We start from the raw sequence: 18,201 nt of genomic DNA on the forward strand, positions 1-18,201 counted from the left end.
GCGATGGGATGGGAATGTTTCAATGGACGGAGCGATCGTCCGATGTCTTGCAGGGCGGTGGCGTCATCGGCCCCGATGAGCGACTGCCCTGGACGCAGACCGGTTTGATGGGTATCCAGCACGTGATCGCCATGTTTGGCTCCACCGTGCTGGCCCCCATCCTCATGGGGTTCGATCCCAATCTGGCGGTGTTGATGAGCGGCATCGGCACGCTGATCTTCTTTCTCATCACCGGCGGCAAGGTGCCCAGCTATCTGGGCTCTTCCTTTGCCTTCATCGGCGTGGTCAACATCGCCACCGGCTATGTGGCCAGCCAGGGCCCTGCCAACGCCAATATCGGCGTGGCGCTGGGCGGCATCATTGCCTGCGGTTTTGTCTACATGCTGGTCGGCCTGCTGGTGCAGATGGTGGGCACGGCCTGGATCGAGCGCTTCATGCCGCCCGTGGTGACGGGCGCCGTGGTGGCCATCATCGGCCTGAACCTGGCCTCGATTCCCATCAAGAACATGGCGTCGAACAACTTCGAATCCTGGATGCAGGCGCTGACCTTCGTGTCCGTTGCGCTGGTGGCCGTGTTCACGCGCGGCATGCTGCAGCGCCTGCTGATCCTGATCGGCCTGATCATTGCCAGCGTACTCTACGCCGTCTTCACCAACGGCCTGGGCTGGGGCAAGCCCGTGGATCTGAGCGGCGTGCTCAGTGCCGCCTGGTTCGGCATTCCCAGCTTCCATGCGCCGGTGTTCACCAGCAATGCCATGCTGCTGATCGTGCCCGTTGTCATCATTCTGGTGGCCGAAAACCTGGGCCATATCAAGGCCGTGACGGCGATGACGGGCAAGAACCTGGACCAGTACATGGGCCGGGCCTTCATCGGTGACGGCGTGGCCACCATGATCTCCGGCGCAGCCGGCGGCACGGGCGTGACCACCTATGCCGAAAACATCGGCGTGATGGCGGCGACCCGCATCTACTCCACGGCCGTGTTCTTTGTGGCGGCCCTGCTGGCCGTGCTGCTGGGCTTCTCGCCCAAGTTCGGTGCGCTGATCCAGGCCATTCCCCTGCCCGTCATGGGCGGTGTCTCCATCGTGGTGTTCGGTCTGATCGCCATTGCCGGCGCCAAGATCTGGGTGGACAACAAGGTGGACTTTTCCGACACCAAGAATCTGATCGTGGCTGCCATCACCCTGATTCTGGGTACCGGAGAGTTCACGCTGCGGTTCGGCGAATTCGCGCTGGGCGGCATCGGCTGCGCTACCTTTGGCGCCATCATCCTGTACGCACTGCTGACCATGGGCGAGCGCAAATCTGAAACCAAGGTACAGGCTAAGTGAGTGCCAACATGTAATCGGGGGCACATTCCCCTGACAGCAGCGCGGGGCCTTTGCCGGGAGTTCCGGTATTAATGTTCCGCGCTGGTAACATTTCTCGCTGGAGATATGCCGCCCCACCCGGGCGGTTTTTTTTAGCTGGAGCATGCAATGTCCATCGCAGATCGCGTACGTTACCCAGAATTCCTCTCGCGCGTCATGACGGCCGAAGAGGCCGCCGCCCTGATTCCCCACGGTGTCAATGTCGGCATGAGCGGATTTACCGGAGCCGGTTACCCCAAGGCCTTGCCCCAGGCCATAGCGGCCCGGGCCAAGGCCGAGCATGCCCAGGGCAAGCCCTACAAGATCAATGTCTGGACCGGCGCGTCCACCGCCGCCGAGTGCGACGGTGTGATGGCCCAAGCCCATGCCCTGGGTCAGCGCCTGCCCTTCAACACCGATCCCATCGCGCGCAAGGCCGTGAACTCGGGTGAGATCGACTTCATCGACATGCACCTGTCCCACGTGGCACAGCATGCCTGGTTCGGCTTTCTGGGTCATATGAACATCGCCGTGATCGAGGTGCTGGGCGTCACTGCCGACGGCCTGCTGATCCCGTCGACGGCCGTGGGCAACAACAAGACCTGGCTGGAGATTGCCGACAAGGTGATTCTGGAAGTCAACACCAAGCCGCCAGCCCGGATGGAGGGCATGCACGACATCTACTACGGCACGGCCATCCCGCCGCGCCGCATGCCCATCAACATGACGCATGCCGACGACCGCATCGGCGATGCCTATCTGAAGGTGGATCCCGCCAAGGTCGTTGCCGTGGTCGAGACCCACAAGGGCGACCGCGACAATGTGTTTGCCACACCGGACGAAAACTCTCAAAGAATAGCCGGCTACATCATCGACTTCCTCGCGCACGAGATGAAGATGGGCCGCCTGCCCAAGGAAATGCTGCCCATCCAGTCGGGCGTGGGCAATGTGGCCAATGCCGTGCTGGCCGGACTGCTGACCGGCCCGTTCGAGAACCTGCTGGGCTTTACCGAGGTGCTGCAGGACGGCATGCTGGATCTGCTGCGCGCGGGCAAGATGAGCAAGGCCTCGGCCACCTCCATCTCGCTGTCTGCTGGGGCCTACAAGGATTTCGAGGACAACATCGACTTCTACCGCGAGCGCATCATCCTGCGCCCGCAGGAGATCTCCAACCACCCCGAGCTGGTGCGCCGCCTGGGCATCATCGCCATGAACTCGATGATCGAGGCCGACATCTACGGCAACATCAACTCCACCCATGTCATGGGCACGGGCATGATGAACGGCATCGGCGGCTCGGGCGACTTTGCCCGCAACGGCTATCTGTCCTTCTTCGTCACGCCTTCGGTGGCCAAGGACGGCAAGATCAGCTGCATCGTGCCCATGTGCTCGCATGTGGACCACACCGAGCATGACACCCAGATCATCGTCACCGAACAAGGTCTGGCCGATCTGCGCGGCCTGTCGCCCAAGCAGCGTGCGCAAGTCATCATCGACCGATGCGTCCATCCGGACTACCGGGCCCAGCTGCAGGATTATTTCGACCGCTCGCGCCAGCAGGGTGCACAGCACACGCCGCACATCCTGACCGAGGCGCTGTCCTGGCATCAGCGCTTCATGGACAAGGGCGATATGCGTGCTTGAACAGGTTCCCCCTGAGGCGCTTCGCGCCTTCCCCCAGGGGGACGACACCATTGCTGCGGGGCGGCGGGGCCGCCCAGGCCCTTGCTTGGTGTCTCTGACTTGGAGTGTGGAGGGGGTGAAAGCTGTGCCTAGTCCGCTTGGTGCTAGCGTTGTGGCACCAAGCTTGTAGCATCAAAGGACGCTCTGCAAGAGAGCGTCCTTTTTTCATGCACCACAAGGACTGGTATGGCGATCTGGACCCGAGAGCTCGATCTGAAAGCGCTGAACGCAGGCAGCGCAAACACTGCAATTTCCCATCTGGGCATTGAGTTCACCGAGTACGGCGACGACTATGTGCGCGCCCGCATCCATGTGGATGAACGCACCTGCCAGCCCTACGGCATTTTGCACGGCGGTGTCAGCGTGGTGCTGGCCGAGACGCTGGGGTCGATGGCTGCGGCCTGCAGCATTCCCGAAGGCTACCGCTGCGTGGGCCTGGGCGTGACCGCCAGCCATGTGCGCGCAGGCCGCAAGGGCAGCTGGATCACCGCCACGGCGCGGCCCACGCATCTGGGGCGCACCACGCATGTCTGGGCGGTGGAGCTGCGCGATGAGGAAGGCAAGCTGACTTGCAACTGCAGCCTGACGATGGCGATCCTGCCGCCTGAGGCCGCCAAGAATGCGCGGCTGGATGCGGCTTCGTTGGGTGGGGTGCAGTAGGCTTTTGTTTGCGAGACCGCTTTGTTTTGGGGATATAGGCCGGGTTTCGCCCGGCTGGCGACCTACTTTCTTCGCAAGAAAGTAGGCAAAGAGCAGGCCCCTACTGCCCACGTCCCTCCGGCTTCGCCTGTGGGCAACCTGCGCCGACAACCTCTTGTGGCTGTACGGCAAAACTCACTTCGAGCTTCGCTCTTCGTTCAAACACATTGCCGTAAAAGTGATGACGATGCGTCTGCACTCTACGGTGCAGCCGCGCGCCACAAGAGGCTGCCGTCGCAGGCGTGGGCACAAGGGGCAATACCAGAGACAGGATAGCTCCGAGATAAATTTGATAGCTGCCACCGCAATTCATATAAGCGCTTGAGCCTGATTTCGCCACAAGTCTTGCAGGCTGTCCGCTCCCACCCGTCTGGCTGTGCCTGCGGCACGCGGTTCAGGCTGCGGGCAATGCTGCCGCAGGACAGCATTGCTTTGTGAACTGACTTGCCGCCGTTTGTCTGAGCGCAGCGGCATGCCGCGCAGCGAGTTGGGCGGCACCGTAGGCTGAATTGTGTGACGCAGGTTTACCCGGAGCGAAGCGCAGGGACACAGGCAATCGGATAGCGCTCTTTGCCTACTTTCTAGCGCGCTAGAAAGTAGGTCGCCAGCCGGGGCGAGTCCCGGCCTCTGTCCATAAATCAGGTATCCAGTTTCACTCCAAACATCAAACAGAGCAGGTCTCAAACGCTTATCTATCAGGCGTGAACAGCTATCAAAACAAGACGACAGTCAAACCCCCAGCAACGCCGACAGCTTCTGCGGCTGCTGCAACAGATGCGCAGACTCCGCCTGCAAGGCCAGCCGGCCTTTTTCCAGCACCACGGCCTTGTCGGTATGGGCCAGCACCTTTTTGTAGTCGCGGTCCACGATCAGCGTGGAGATGCCGGTTTCCCGAATCTGGGCAATCACGCGCCAGATTTCGGCCACCACCAGCGGGGCCAGTCCCTCGGTGGCTTCGTCGAGAATCATGAGGCGCGGGTTGGTCATGAGCGCGCGGCCGATGGAGACCATCTGCTGCTCGCCGCCCGAGAGCTGGTCGCCGCCGTTGGACAGACGTTCCTTGAGACGCGGAAAGGTCTCCAGCACGCGCTCGTAGGTCCAGCTACTGCTGCCATCCAGGCCGGCTCTGGCGCTCATCAGGAGGTTTTCCCTGACGGAGAGATTGGGGAATACGCCGCGCCCTTCGGGGACATAGCCAATGCCAAGACGCGCCATTCGTTCGGGGGCGCAATTCGTCACTTCCTTGCCATCGGCAAACACCCGGCCCGAGCGCGCCGCCACATAGCCCATCAGCGTACGGATCAGCGTGGTCTTGCCCATGCCGTTGCGGCCCAGCAGGGCCACGGCCTGCCCCTGAGGCAACTCCAGGGAGATGCCGTGCAGGATATGGCTGTCGCCGTAAAAGCTGTGCACCTCTTGCAGACTGAACATGGCATGGTTCGAGGCCCCGGAAAGTGGGCGCGTGCCTGTGCCGTCCCCCTCCCGCGCAGCGAGAGAGGGGGGCGCGGCAGAGCCGCTCGGGGGGTGCCTTGTTTCAAGCATGCTCTTCCTCTCCCAGATAGGCGGTGCGCACCACCGGGTCGTTGCGAATCTGATCGGGCGTACCCGTGGCCACCACGCTGCCGTTGACCATGACGGTGATGCGATCGGCAATGCGAAAAACGGCATCCATATCGTGCTCCACCAGCAGCACGGCATGCGCGGATTTGAGCTCCTTGAGCAGCTCCAGCATGCGCTCTGTCTCTTCGGCGCCCATGCCTGCCAGAGGTTCGTCCAGCAGCAGCACGCGTGGTGCTGTGGCCAGACACATGGCGACCTCCAGCTGGCGCTTGGCGCCGTGGCTCAGGCTGCCGGCAATGCGCTCGGCATGCTGTGCAAGACCGGCGCGATTCAGTGCAGATTTCGCCCGCAACATGCTGGCTGCGCAATGCTGGGCCGATTCCCAGATGCGCCAGGGCCTGGGCAGCGCCTGGGCCTGGGCCGTGAGCCGGCAGTTCTCCAGCACCGTGAACTCGGGGAAGATGGTGGTGCGCTGGTAGCTGCGGCCGATGCCGGCCTTGGCGCGCAGCGGCTGCGGCATCTGCGTGACGTCCTGGCCTTCAAGCGCAATGCTGCCGCTGCTGGCCGCTATCTCGCCCGAGAGCATGTTGATCAGCGTGGACTTGCCTGCGCCGTTGGTGCCGATGACGGCATGGACCTCGCCCTGGTGCAGATCCAGATCCACATTGTTCACGGCCACCAGCCCGCCAAAGCGCCGCGTCAGGCCGCGCACGGACATCTTGGGAGCATTGCCTGTATCAACCACGGTCTGCTCCTTGCTCGACAGCTTCTGGCGATTTGCCGGTCCGCGCTGCTGCCTTCTTCTGCCATTTGTCGTTGATGCCGACCAGGCCCTTGGGCAGCAGCGCGACCAGCGCGATGATGGCGATGCCCAGCGTCAGCTGCCAGTGGTCCGCGGCATTGCCCACGATGGCATGCGTGCCAAGCACCTCCTTGAGCAGCACAAAGGTGATGGTGCCCAGCACGGCACCGCGCAGCGAACCCACCCCGCCCAGAATCAGCATCAGCAGGACCTCGCCGGAGTGGTGCCAGGCCAGCAGCTCGGGGTTGACCACGGCATCGCGTGCGGCCAGCAGAAAGCCCGCCAGCCCCGCCAGCGCACCGGCAATCACAAAGCCTGCGAGCTTGTAGCCGTAGGTGGCAAAGCCGGCAGCGCGCATGCGTTGCTCGTTGACCCGGATACCGGCCAGTGCATGGCCGAAGCGAGAGTGACGCAGCATGGCGATGAAGGCGTAGACCAGCACCAGGGCCGCCAGCACCACGTAGTACTGCGTGGTGCTGCTTTCCATGTCCAGTGCTCCGATGGCCGGGCGCTGCATCAGGTAGATGCCGTCGCTGCCGCCAAAGTAGCCCACGTCGTGCACGACGAAGAAAGCCAGCTGAGCGAACGCCAGCGTGACCATGATGAAGTACACGCCCCTGGTGCGCAGACTCAGGGCGCCCACCACCAGCGCATACAGGCCCGAGACGCCGACTGCGGCGCCGAGCATGACGAGAAAGTTGCTGCCGTCCTGGCCGGCGGCCTTCACCGCCGCATAGGCACCCAGGCCGAAGTAGGCGGCATGGCCCAGGCTGACCAGCCCTGCGCCGCCCACCAGGATATGCAGGCTCAGAGCAAAGATGGACAGGATCATGATCTTGACGACCAGATCGGAGAGATAGGCCGACCACAGGGGCTGAGCGGCCGCCAGCAGCACTGCGGCGGCCAGCGGCAGCACTACCCCTACCCAGACGCTTCGGGCGCGAATGGGACGGCTCTGGCTGGTGACGGCCGGCGCTTGTGCATAAGCCTGGTTGGATTGCGGCAGCGGCGTATAGGAGTTGTCACTCATATCAATGATCCTTGACACTGCTTGCAGAACTGGCGTGTGCCAAGCAGGGGACACCGGGCAAGGGTCGTCCCGCAGCGAATGTGTTGTTCCCTTCCCGCATAGCGGGAGAGGGGGAAGGCGCGAAGCGGGTCAGGGGGAGCTTCATCATCTCTTTCCCATCAGGCCTTCCGGGCGCCATACCAGGATCACGGCCATCAGCAGATAGATGCTCATGCCGCTGAGCTCCTGGAAGAACACCTTGCCGAAGGTATCCACAAAGCCCACTAGCAGCGAGGCAATCAGCGCGCCGGTAATCGAGCCTATGCCGCCGATGACCACCACCACAAAGCAGATGATGAGCACGCTGGAGCCCATATTGGGGTAGACCGAACTCATGGGCGCCGCGATCATGCCGGCCAGTGCCGCCAGGGCCACGCCCACGGCAAAGACGATGCGGTACAGGCGCTTGATGTTGATGCCCAGGCCGCGCACCATGTCGCGATTGCTGGCACCGGCACGAATCATCATGCCCAGGCGCGTGCGGTTGACGGTGTAGTACATCAGCAGCGCCACCAGCAGGCAGGCAGCGGCTGCAAACACGTTGTACCAGGGGTACTGCATCATGCCCATCAGAGGGAAGCTGCCAGCCAGCCAGGCAGGCTTTTCCACGCCATGCACATCGTTGCCCACGAGGATGGCGCGCAGGCCTTCAAACACCAGAATCAGGCCATAGGTCATCAGCACCTGCTGCAGGTGATCGCGTTCGTAGAGAAAGCTGAAGAATGCCCATTCGAGAAAATAGCCCAGCACCACGGCCAGCACCACGCCGACCAGCAGCATGACGATGAAATGCTGGCCCAGGTACGGTGCGAGCGAGAACGCCACATAGGCACCGATCATGTAGAAGCTGCCATGGGCGAGGTTGATCACCCCCATGATGCCGAAGATCAGCGTCAGGCCCGAGGCCAGCAGAAACAGCAGCAGTCCGTACTGAACAGAGTTCAGGCACTGCACCAGAAAAGTGGCGAGATCCACGGCAATCCTTGTTGAAGCAGGAGGCTGCAAAGCGGGGCATACAGTCCGGCGAATCGGCGATTCGCGCTGGAGACGAGGCGCTCTGCAAGGGCCGTCACCGAAGGTGCGGCAAGCGCAGAGCAGCGACGTATCCCGGGCGGCAGGGCCCGCGTCTATTACATGCGGCAGCCGCGGGCAGGGTCCGCCAGAGCCTTCACTGCCACGCTGATCTTCTTGTTCTCCTTGCCGTCAACCTTGCGCAGATAGATGTCCTGCACGGGGTTGTGCGCCTTGCTCAAGGTGAAGTCGCCGCGCGGGCTGGCAATCGTGGCTTTTTCGATGGCGGTGCGGAAGACATCCTTCTTGCCGATGTCGCCACCGGCGGCCTTCAGACCCACGGCCAGCATCTGCGCGGCGTCATAGCCTTGCACGGCATAGACATCGGGCTGCAGCTTGTAGTTCTTGGCGTAGTTGGTGCGGAAGGCCTGATCGCGCGCCGTGCCCAGTTCGTCGGCATAGTGCAGCGTGGTCAGCATGCCCTGGGCGGCCTCGCCCTGAGCCTCCAGCGTGCCGTCGGTCAGAAAGCCCGGTCCGTAGAGCGGAATGGTCTTGGACAGGCCCGAGGCGTGATAGTCCTTGACGAATTTCACGGCACCTGCGCCCGCAAAGAAGGAGAACACTGCATCGGGCTTGGCCGCTGCGATCTCGGTCAGCAGAGCCTGGAATTCGACGTTGGGAAACGGCAGCGTCAGCTGCTTGCTGACCTTGCCGCCGCTTTTCTCGAAACCTTCCTTGAAGCCGTTGACGGCCTCTTCACCGGCAGCGTACTTCCAGGTCAGGGTCATGGCATTTTTCTTGCCCTCCTTGGCTGCCACCACGCCCATGGGGTAGGCCGTCTGCCAGTTGGAGAAGGAGCTGCGGAAGATATTGGGAGCGCACATGGGGCCGGTGACTGCATCGGCTCCCGCATTGGGCACGATGAGCACGGTGCCGCTTTCCTTGGCAGCCTTGGCCATGGCCATGGCCACGCCGGAGTGCACGGTGCCGACGATCACATCGACCTTGTCGCGCTTGATGAGGCGGTTGACGTTGTCCGTGGCCTTGGCGGGGTCGGATTCGTCGTCGACCTTGAAGTATTCGATCTCGCGTCCGCCCAGCTTGCCGCCTTGCTCGGCTACCTGCATGCGAAAGCCGTTCTCGATCGCCACGCCCAGGGCTGCATAAGTGCCGCTGAAAGGCAGCATGAAGCCGACCTTGATCTTCTCCTGCGCCATGGCGCTGCTGCCGCTTGCGGCGGCAGCCAGTGCGATTGCGCTCCATATTGCCCATTGCTTGCTCATGCTTGTCTCCTGCTGGTTGATGGACGAATGCCGGCTTACTCTCAGATCAACGGTTATGACTGGCTGTGGTGCTGGGGTTGGCACTGATGCACGAGCGCACTCTAACAACTTTAGGTTTAAAGCAATACCAGCGATTGCCCTAGTTTGTGACTACTGTTTTGATAGCTTCTTGCAACCTTGCGATAAGCAATTAGCGTGGTTTGGATTCCAGCTCACGCAAGCGAAAGCGTTGGATCTTTCCAGTCGCGGTCTTTGGCAGCTCATCGACAAATTCAATGAAGCGCGGGTATTTGTAGGCGGCCAGCCGGCTCTTTACAAAGGCCTTGAGTTCGGCCTCGCTGGCGCTCTGTCCGGGCTTGCACACCACATAGGATTTGGTCTTGGTCAGACCCTGTTCGTCGGTCACGCCGATCACGGCAGCCTCCAATACGGCAGGGTGCTGCTGCAGCGTGGATTCGACCTCGAAGGGCGAGACATAGATGCCGCTGACCTTGAGCATGTCGTCGCTGCGGCCTGCATAGGTGTAGTAGCCCTCGGCATCGCGCACATATTTGTCGCCGCTCTTGAGCCAGACGCCCTGGAAGGTGTCGCGTGTCTTGTCACGGTTGGCCCAGTACATCAGGGCGGCGCTCGGACCTTTGATGTAGAGGTCGCCAATCTCGCCATCGGCCACGGGCTGTCCGTCCTCGCCACGCAACTCCACCACATAGCCTGGTACAGGCTTTCCCGTGCTGCCGTAGCGTATGTCGTCCGGGCGGTTGGAGATGAAGATGTGCAGCATTTCGGTGGAGCCGATGCCGTCCACGATATCGGCGCCGAAGTGGGTCTTGAAGCGCTGGGCAATCTCTGCCGGCAGGGCTTCGCCGGCCGAGGAGCACATGCGCAGGCTGACCTGCTCGCGCGGCGGCAAGGCGGAGTGAGCCAGCATGCCTGCAAAGCCCGTCGGCGCGCCGAAAAACACCGTGGGCTGGTGTTCGGTCCAGCGCCTGAAGGTGGCTTCCGGTGTGGGGCGCTCGGCCATCAGCACCACGCTGGCGCCTACGCTCAGGGGGAATGTCAGGGCGTTGCCAAGACCGTAGGCGAAGTAAAGCTTGGCGGCGGAAAAGCAGACATCGCTCTCGCTCAGGCCCAGCACCGGCTTGCCATACAACTCGGCCGTCCAGTAGGGGTTGGCGTGGGTATGCACCGCCCCCTTGGGCTTGCCGGTGGAGCCCGAGGAATACAGCCAGAAGCCGGGGTCGTCGCCCATGGTTCTGGCGGCATGGGCCAGCGGCGTTTGTTGCAGCAGCCAAGGCTGCAGCGGCTCGAAGGCCGGTGGCAGGCCTTGCGGTGCTTCATCAGGCCTGGCGACCCAGATATGGTTGACCTCGTGCTGGGCCTGCTCCAGAGCCTGCTGCATCACGGCAACCAGCGCGCCATTGGTGAAAATCGCCTGCGCGCGGCAATGCTCGAGCATGTAGGCATAGTCAGCTGCGGTGAGCAAGGTATTCACCGCCACCGGCACCACACCTGCGTACATGGCTCCCAGAAAGGAGATCACCCACTCGCGCATATCGTGCATGACCAGCAGCACGCGCTCCTCGCGATGGATGCCGGCAGCGAGCAGGCCATGCGCCAAGCGGCGGGCCTGCTCCTGCAACTGCGCATAGCTGAGCGTGCCCTGGTCATCGGTGTAGGCGTTCTTGTCACCGCGCGCCTGGTTGAGATCGAACAGATGCTGGGCAAAGTTGAAGGCTTGGCTGAAGTCGGTCATGGCTCATGCTCCCGTCGTTTCGGCCAGTGCCTGCAGAACCTGCGGTGCAGCTTGTATGGCGCTTTTGCGATGATAGAAATCCAGTGCCCGCAGGCCGCCGAGTTCGGAGCCGCCGCCGGCGCGGCCCGGACCGCCATGCTGGGACTGGGGCATGACATTGCCGTGGCCGGTATGCAGCTTGGCGACAGCGGGGGTGACCACATGCACGCGGCCGTGGCTGGCTGCGAGATCGGTGGCAGCGGCGGCCAGGGCTTGGTCGTCATCGCCGTAGATTGAGCAGACCAGCGAGCCCTGTCCGCGATGTGCAAGTGCCAGGCCATGGGCCAGGTCACGGTAGGGTATGAGAGTGGCCACGGGGCCAAAGACTTCCATGTCATGCACGAGTGCACTGCCATCGGGGTCCTGTGTTCCCAGCAGCACGGGCTGGGCGCAGGCGGCAATCGCCGGGTCGGCATCGATCAGCGCGTTGCGTCTGCCGTCATGCAGGGCCGTGGTGTGCTCCAGCAACCGGCCCAGGCCCTGCTGCACGCTGTCGTAGTGCTCGCGGCTGACCAGAGATCCCATGCGCACAGCGTCGTTGCGCGGGTTGCCTACGGTGATTTTGGTCAGTTGTGCACCGATGGCCTGGGCCACACCGTCGTACAGCGCTTGCGGTACCAGCACGCGGCGTATGGCCGTGCATTTCTGGCCGGATTTGACCGTCATTTCGCGCACCACTTCACGCGCCAGCAAGGCAGCAGCTTCGCTGCCCGGGCCATGGCCGGGCATCAGCAGCGCGCAGTTCACGCTGTCGGCTTCGATATTGCTGCGCACTGAGTGGCGGGTGATGGCCGCGTGGGAGCGGATGGTCGCAGCCGTGTCCGCAGATCCTGTGAAGGAGACCACATCCATGGGCTGCAGCTGATCGAGCAATCCGGCGGCACTGCCGCAGACGATGGACAGCGCCCCGGGCGGCAATATGCCGGCATCGATCACATCCCTGACCATGCGCTGGGTCAGCCAGGCGGTGGCGGTGGCCGGCTTGACGATGATGGGCAAGCCCGAGAGCAGGGCTGGAGCCGCTTTTTCCCACAGCCCCCAGGCCGGGAAGTTGAAGGCGTTGATGAACAGCGCCACGCCACGTGTCGGAACCTGGATATGGCGGGATAGAAAGGCTCCATCCTTGGCCAGCGCCACGGCTTCGCCGTCACTCAGATGTCTGGCATCGTCCAGCGCTGCGCCCCATCTGGCGTATTGGTTCAGGGTGTAGATGCCGCCGTCCACATCGACGGCGGTGTCGTTTCTGACAGTGCCGCTGTTGGCGGTGGAGATCTCGTAATACGCATCGCGCCGGCTTTGCAGCACCGCGGCAATCTCGGCCAGAAGGCTGGCGCGCCGGGCGTAGCTCAGGGCGCGCAAGGCCTTGCCGCCGGTGTCGCGTGCAAAGGCAAAGGCGGCACCCAGATCAAGCCCTGTGGCATCGACACGCACCAGCTCGACCCCCAGTACCGGATCTCGTAACACACTGCCCGGGCCGCCGCCGGTTTGCCAGCGGCCTGCCACATGGTTGGCCAGTAACTCGGTCATGGGGGTCTCCTGAGGTGCCGATCTGAGCAGCATCAAATCTTTGATAAAACATGCAATATTGTGCGTGCAATCAGAAGATAAATACGAGACAATGCAGTGTCAAGCAATATATTGCATGATTCGCGTTAACCCCGACTGTTTATCATTCACGGCCTCTGAGGAGCTTTATGGATCAGTTAGACATGGCATCCGCGCTGGTTGCGGAAGGGGATGAGGCGGGCAAAAGCCCGCTGCTGCAGGCCTTGGGCGAGAGGGTGCGCAATCTGCGTGCGCGCCGCGGTCTCACGCGTCGTGGGCTGGCCTCTGCCGCCGTGGTGTCGGAGCGGCATCTGGCCAATCTCGAATACGGCACGGGCAATGTCTCCATCCTGGTGCTGCAGCAGATTGCCAATGCACTTCAGTGCAGCATGGCCGAGTTGCTGGGCGATGTGACGACTGCCAGTGCCGAATGGTTGCTGCTGCGCGAGCTGCTGGAAGGCAGCAGCGAAGCCGACTTGAAGCGCGTGCGACTGGCCGCTGGAGAGATTCTGGGTACCGCACCCACCGGCGATCCGCACCGGGCTTCGCGCATTGCCCTGATAGGCCTGCGCGGCGCAGGCAAGTCCACGCTGGGGCGCATGCTGGCCGAGCAGTTGAATGTGCCGTTTCTGGAGCTGAACCAGGAGATCGAGCGAGTGGCGGGTTGCAGCGTGCGCGAGATTTATGACCTCTATGGAGCTGGCGCCTATCGTCGTTACGAGCGTCGTGCACTCGAAGAGGCCGTGCAGATCTACAGCGATGTGGTGATTGCCACCCCGGGTGGCATCGTATCAGACCCCGCAACCTTCAACGAACTGCTCAGCCACTGCACGACGGTCTGGCTGCAGGCCCAGCCCGATGAGCATATGAGCCGTGTCGTGGCCCAGGGCGACACGCGGCCCATGGCGGCCAACCCCGAGGCCATGGATGATTTGCGCCGGATTCTGGACGGCCGATCGGCCTTTTATTCCAAGGCCGATCATGTCTTGGACACCAGCGGCAAGAGCTTGCCGCAAAGTTTCAGGCAACTGAAAGCGCTGGTCGCCGCCTGAGCGGATTCAGGCGGGCAGGGCGCGCTGAAGTATGGCCGCAATGTCGAGCCCGGCTGGGTCGAACGCTCCGACCACCATGGCTCCGTTCTGCGCGCCCAGGCGGGTGTGGATGAAGCCATCGGCCATGGGGGCGGGCGCGTGCCTGTGCATCAGGCAGGCCTGGGCCAGCAGACACAAGTCCTGCACCAGTCGGCGGGCTTGCGGCTCCAGTGCATCGGGGGCCGCAGACAGGCGTTGGGCCAGCGATTGCGCCATTGCCGTCAGCAGGGGGCGGTCGGCAGCCATATCGCTGAGATCCTGCAACAGCAGGCGCGCGGCTTCGGGCTCGCGGCCCATGGCGCGCAGCACATCGAGGCACATCACATTGCCCGAACCTTCCCAGATGGAGTTGACCGGCGCCTCGCGGAACAGGCGCGCGACGATGCTGTCCTGCACATAGCCGTTGCCGCCAAAGACCTCCATGGCTTCGCCCGTGATCTCCACCGAGCGCTTGCAGATCCAGAACTTGGCGGCCGGAGTCATGATGCGCTTCCAGGCGCGAGCCAGCAGATCGCCTTCGGCCTCCAGCTCATAGGCCTGCGCCAGATGCATGGCGAGCTGCATGGAGGCTTCGCTTTCGAGGGCCAGGTCCGCGAGCACGGTGGCCATCAGCGGCTGATCCGCGAGATGTTTGCCAAAGGCCGATCGCTGACGCGCATAGGCAATCGACTGCACGGTGGCGCTGCGCACAATGGCCGCGCTGCCCAGCACGCAGTTCAGTCGCGTGTAGCTGGCCATCTCGATGATGGTGGGAATGCCGCGCCCTTCCTCGCCCATGAGAATGCCCCAGGCGTCCTGCAGCTCCACTTCCGAGCTGGAGTTGCTGCGGTTGCCGACCTTGTCCTTGAGGCGCTGCACACGCACCGGGTTCTTGCTGCCATCAGGGCGCCAGCGCGGCACGAAAAAACAGGCATGACCGCCGAGCTCACCGCTTGCCGTGGCCATGCGCGCCACCACCAGATGGGCGTCGCACATGGGGGCCGAGAAAAACCACTTGTGGCCGCGCAGCAGATACTCGCCGCCGCGGCCGCCCTCATGCACGGGACGGGCCACCGTGGTGTTGGCGCGCACGTCCGAGCCGCCCTGCTTCTCCGTCATCCCCATGCCTATCCAGATGGATTTTTTCTGGCTCAAGGGCAGATCGCTGGCGTCGTACTCGTGGCTGAACAACCGGGCTTTCAACTGGCTCCAGAGCTGGGGCTCTTTTTGCAGCACGGGGATGGCCGCCGTGGTCATGGTGGCTGGGCATAGAGAGCCTTGCTCCACCTGGCCGTGCAGGTAAAAGCCGGCGGCCCAGGCGCTCCAGCGACCGCGGCTCAGGCTCTCAAAGGGCAAGGAGATCAGACCCTGCTCGCGATACAGCTGCATGAGGCGATGCCAGCTGGGATGGAATTCCACGGCATCGAGCACACGCCCGCGTGCGTCAAAGCGCTGCAGCTCGGGCGTATGACGGTTGGCGAGTTCGGCCTGCTCCCAGCGGTGCTTCTGGCCAAGCTGTTGCGCAAAGCGGCTCAGCGCTGGCACAAAGCCCTGGGCCTGCTGGCGCTGCAGCACCTCCTGCAAGGCAGCATCGACCTGCAGCAGGTCGATGTCGGTCAGCTCATCGAACTGGTTGAAGACGTCATGGGTGTCCAGGGCCTGCATGCGATCACTCCTGTGGCTGTGCGCTCGTCACAGGCCAATATAGAGCGCGTCATGGCTGACGCAAAGCGGGTTTTCAACCGCCTTGTGACCGGTGCTCAGCGCCTGCGTGCATGCTCGTACAAGCCCATGACGCGCGGCACGTTCCCCTCCAGCTGACGTATGCGATCGGGGCCTGTCGGATGCGTGGAGAGAAAGCCTATGCCGCCTTCGCCCGTGGCCTGCCCCATCTTGCGCCACAGGCTCACGGCGGCCTGCGGGTTGAAGCCGGCGCGGGCCGCGAGCTCCAGTCCGACCAGATCGGCATCGCTTTCGTCGTTGCGGCTGAACTTGAGGCTGAGCAACTGGCCGCCCAGGCGTGCCGCGGCATTGCCGATATCGCCCAGACCCAGCAGTTGCGCGCCCAGCGATATGCCGATGCTGGTGGCCTGATTCTTGGCCAGCTGCTCGCGCGAATGCTCGCGCAGGGCATGGGCCATCTCGTGGCCCATGATCATGGCGATCTCGTCGTCCGTGAGCTTGAGCTGGTCGATGATGCCGGTGTAGAAGGCGATCTTGCCGCCGGGCATGCAGAACGCGTTGATCTGCTTGCTGCCTATGAGGTTGACCTCCCAGCGCCACTGGCTGGCGCGCGGGTTCCACTGCGCGGCATAGGGAATGAGGCGCTGGGCAATGCCGCGCAGGCGTTGCAGCTGCGGGTTGCCAGCGTCTGCCAGCGCACCCTGAGCCTTGGCTTTTTGCAGCAGCTCCTGGTATTGCTGGGTCGCAGAGTTTTCCAGCGTCTCGGCCGGCACCAGCTGGCGCATCACCGAGGCCTTGCCTACCTCCACCTGAGCCTGCGCGGGCGCGTGCATCAGCGCAGCGCAGACCAGTGCGGGCAGCAGGCAGTTGCGGGTGGAGGGCAGGCGCAGGGATGAGATGAGGGCGTGCATGAGCGCCAAGTCTATGCGAGCTGCACTCTGCCTTGGGTCAGACGGTTTCTGCCGTCTTGCGCTCTGCCTGCACCACCAGCCACAGGCCGCCGATCACGCCGAGCAGACCGATCACGGACCACCAGGCGGGGCGCTCGCCGACCACCAGCAAAGACAGTGCAAAAGCGGTGATCGGCTCGGCCTTGCTCAGTGCCACGCCGGTTGCGGCAGACATGCCGCGCAGGCCCACGGAGAACAGCAGATAGGCAAGCCCTGTGGCGACCATGCCCAGATAGATCACCACGGCCCAGCCGTCGGCGCTGATCTGCAGCGGCCCGCCCAGCCAGGCCGAAACGGGCAGCGACAGCAGGGCTGCGCAGGCAAACACCCAGGCATTGACCGTGGCCACACGCGCCTGAAGCACCAGCGCCTGGTTGACCAGCGCATAGGCGGCATAGGACAGACCGGCCAGCAGGCACAGGGCCATACCAGTCCATGGCAGATGCTGTCTGTCGGTGGCAGCCAGCGCCATGACAATGCCTCCGCCCACGCCGGTGCAGGTGCCAAGCCACCATTGAGGGCTGGGCATGCGCTTTTGCACCACGGCCTGCATCAGACCGGCCCAGATGGGGCCGCTGCCTATGGCCAGCGCCGTACCCAGGGCGACGCCGCTGGCCTTGATGCCGGCAAAGAAGCTGAGGTTGTAGACGGCCATGCACAGGCCGCAGAACACGATGCGCGCCCAGCTTATGGGTTGGCGCGCATAGCCTCGGTCCAGCACCATCGCCAGAGCGACAAAGAACAGCGCGGCCATGACCATGCGCAGGCCGCCCACCCAGTAAGGCGAGAGCGGCGCAGGCGCGAAATGCTGTGCCGTGCCCGTGGTGCCCCAGAGCATGGCGGCGGCCAGTACCAGGCCGACAGGGCCCAAAGCGCTGCGGGGCGATGAGCAAGAGATAGCAGAAGTGACAGACATGAGTGCGCCATCATGCGCGGGCGCGGGCCGCGCATCTGTCGAGAAACGCTTGAAGTGAGGGGGCGGGCTCAGCGCGGCTGACGCAGCTGGCGCGATGTCACGCCGCGCTCGCGCCGCAATGCATAGGCCAGGGCGCTGGCCGAGGCGTAGCCGCAGCGCAGCGCGGTCGCTTCAAGTGCGCTCCCCTGTTTGAGCTGCAGCACGGCAGCGTCCAGACGCAGGCCGCGCAGCCAGTCCTGCGGGGTGCGGTCCGTCAGCTCCACAAAACGGGCATGGAACTGGGCCACGCTCAGGTGCATCAGGCCCGCCAGCCGGGCCGTGGGCCAGCTTTCATGCAAAGCGGCCTGAACCTGTTGCTGCAGCCGCAGCAGATCCAGGCCGCGCCGCTGCAGCAAGGTGGGAGCCTGCAGCACCAGCGCCATCTGCGCGGCAGCCGACAGGCTCGATTGCGGAAAGCGCAGCGACGGGGGCACGGCAAAGCGGCGCAGCTTGTCCAGCCCCTGGGCCATGGGTGCATCGATCACCAGGACCTGGGTTTGCGGTGCGGCCAGATAGCCATGGTCGGCCCCTGCGGGGATGACCATGCCGCAGGCGCTGTCGACAAAGCTGGGTCTGCCGGCCACCTCCAGTTCCATGCGGCCCTGCAGTGCAAACAGAATCTGGGCGTAGTCATGGGCATGGGCCTGATGCTCGCCGCTGTAGCTGCGCACCGATGCCTGTGCCTGGTCAAGCACAGGACGCGAAGATGCGGTGTCACGGCTCATGGGTCAATCGGGCTTACAGAAAGAG

15 protein-coding genes are annotated in these 18,201 nt (G+C 63.5%); 4 read left to right on the top strand and 11 right to left on the bottom strand.

What is annotated here, in order from left to right; translation table 11 throughout:
- Nucleotides 1-8: 8 nt before the first annotated feature.
- The 3 genes from QYQ99_RS11375 (at nt 9) to QYQ99_RS11385 (ending at nt 3,692) form a co-directional block, all read left to right on the top strand.
- Nucleotides 9-1,331 carry a solute carrier family 23 protein gene (locus QYQ99_RS11375; RefSeq protein WP_302092728.1) on the top strand — a complete coding sequence of 441 codons (1,323 nt, stop codon included), beginning with the start codon at nt 9-11 and terminating at the stop codon, nt 1,329-1,331.
- A 147-nt stretch (nt 1,332-1,478) separates the two neighbouring features.
- On the top strand, nt 1,479-2,993 hold the full coding sequence (locus tag QYQ99_RS11380) for an acetyl-CoA hydrolase/transferase family protein (RefSeq protein WP_302092729.1): 1,515 nt from the start codon (nt 1,479-1,481) through the stop codon (nt 2,991-2,993).
- Between the two features lie 225 nt (nt 2,994-3,218).
- Nucleotides 3,219-3,692, top strand: coding sequence for a PaaI family thioesterase (locus QYQ99_RS11385; protein WP_302092730.1), 474 nt, complete (start codon nt 3,219-3,221; stop codon nt 3,690-3,692).
- Between the two features lie 768 nt (nt 3,693-4,460).
- Here the strand turns inward: QYQ99_RS11385 and QYQ99_RS11390 are convergent.
- The 7 genes from QYQ99_RS11390 to QYQ99_RS11420 all read right to left on the bottom strand — a co-directional run bounded on the left by QYQ99_RS11390 (nt 4,461) and on the right by QYQ99_RS11420 (nt 12,775).
- Nucleotides 4,461-5,162, bottom strand: coding sequence for an ABC transporter ATP-binding protein (locus QYQ99_RS11390; RefSeq protein ID WP_302092731.1), 702 nt, complete (start codon nt 5,160-5,162; stop codon nt 4,461-4,463).
- 103 nt (nt 5,163-5,265) lie between these two features.
- A complete protein-coding gene (locus tag QYQ99_RS11395; RefSeq protein ID WP_302093155.1) occupies nt 5,266-6,009 on the bottom strand; it encodes an ABC transporter ATP-binding protein in 744 nt (247 codons plus the stop codon).
- Nucleotides 6,010-6,028: 19 nt separating this feature from the next.
- Nucleotides 6,029-7,123, bottom strand: coding sequence for a branched-chain amino acid ABC transporter permease (locus QYQ99_RS11400; protein ID WP_302092732.1), 1,095 nt, complete (start codon nt 7,121-7,123; stop codon nt 6,029-6,031).
- Between the two features lie 144 nt (nt 7,124-7,267).
- The gene (locus tag QYQ99_RS11405; protein WP_034375039.1) at nt 7,268-8,137 is read right to left on the bottom strand and encodes a branched-chain amino acid ABC transporter permease; all 870 of its coding nucleotides are present in this window, start codon (nt 8,135-8,137) and stop codon (nt 7,268-7,270) included.
- 155 nt (nt 8,138-8,292) lie between these two features.
- Nucleotides 8,293-9,456 carry an ABC transporter substrate-binding protein gene (locus tag QYQ99_RS11410; RefSeq protein ID WP_302092733.1) on the bottom strand — a complete coding sequence of 388 codons (1,164 nt, stop codon included), beginning with the start codon at nt 9,454-9,456 and terminating at the stop codon, nt 8,293-8,295.
- 190 nt (nt 9,457-9,646) lie between these two features.
- Nucleotides 9,647-11,209, bottom strand: a complete 1,563-nt coding sequence (locus QYQ99_RS11415) for a benzoate-CoA ligase family protein (RefSeq protein WP_302092734.1) — start codon at nt 11,207-11,209, stop codon at nt 9,647-9,649.
- Between the two features lie 3 nt (nt 11,210-11,212).
- A complete protein-coding gene (locus QYQ99_RS11420) occupies nt 11,213-12,775 on the bottom strand; it encodes a 3,4-dehydroadipyl-CoA semialdehyde dehydrogenase (RefSeq protein WP_302092735.1) in 1,563 nt (520 codons plus the stop codon).
- A gap of 167 nt (nt 12,776-12,942) precedes the next feature.
- Here QYQ99_RS11420 and QYQ99_RS11425 point away from each other — a divergent pair, with 167 nt between their 5' ends.
- A complete protein-coding gene (locus QYQ99_RS11425; protein WP_302092736.1) occupies nt 12,943-13,845 on the top strand; it encodes a helix-turn-helix transcriptional regulator in 903 nt (300 codons plus the stop codon).
- A 6-nt stretch (nt 13,846-13,851) separates the two neighbouring features.
- Here QYQ99_RS11425 and QYQ99_RS11430 read toward each other — a convergent pair whose 3' ends face one another.
- From QYQ99_RS11430 to QYQ99_RS11445, 4 genes are all read right to left on the bottom strand, one after another.
- A complete protein-coding gene (locus tag QYQ99_RS11430) occupies nt 13,852-15,528 on the bottom strand; it encodes an acyl-CoA dehydrogenase family protein (RefSeq protein ID WP_302092737.1) in 1,677 nt (558 codons plus the stop codon).
- Nucleotides 15,529-15,623: 95 nt separating this feature from the next.
- Nucleotides 15,624-16,457, bottom strand: a complete 834-nt coding sequence (locus tag QYQ99_RS11435; protein ID WP_302092738.1) for a M48 family metallopeptidase — start codon at nt 16,455-16,457, stop codon at nt 15,624-15,626.
- A 37-nt stretch (nt 16,458-16,494) separates the two neighbouring features.
- Complete coding sequence (locus tag QYQ99_RS11440; RefSeq protein WP_302093156.1) at nt 16,495-17,367, bottom strand: DMT family transporter; 873 nt, start codon at nt 17,365-17,367, stop codon at nt 16,495-16,497.
- Between the two features lie 113 nt (nt 17,368-17,480).
- Nucleotides 17,481-18,176 carry a helix-turn-helix domain-containing protein gene (locus QYQ99_RS11445; protein WP_302092739.1) on the bottom strand — a complete coding sequence of 232 codons (696 nt, stop codon included), beginning with the start codon at nt 18,174-18,176 and terminating at the stop codon, nt 17,481-17,483.
- Between the last annotated feature and the right edge of the window lie 25 nt (nt 18,177-18,201).

Origin of the sequence: Comamonas testosteroni (assembly GCF_030505195.1) — a bacterium.
Lineage (GTDB): Bacteria > Pseudomonadota > Gammaproteobacteria > Burkholderiales > Burkholderiaceae_C > Comamonas > Comamonas testosteroni_G.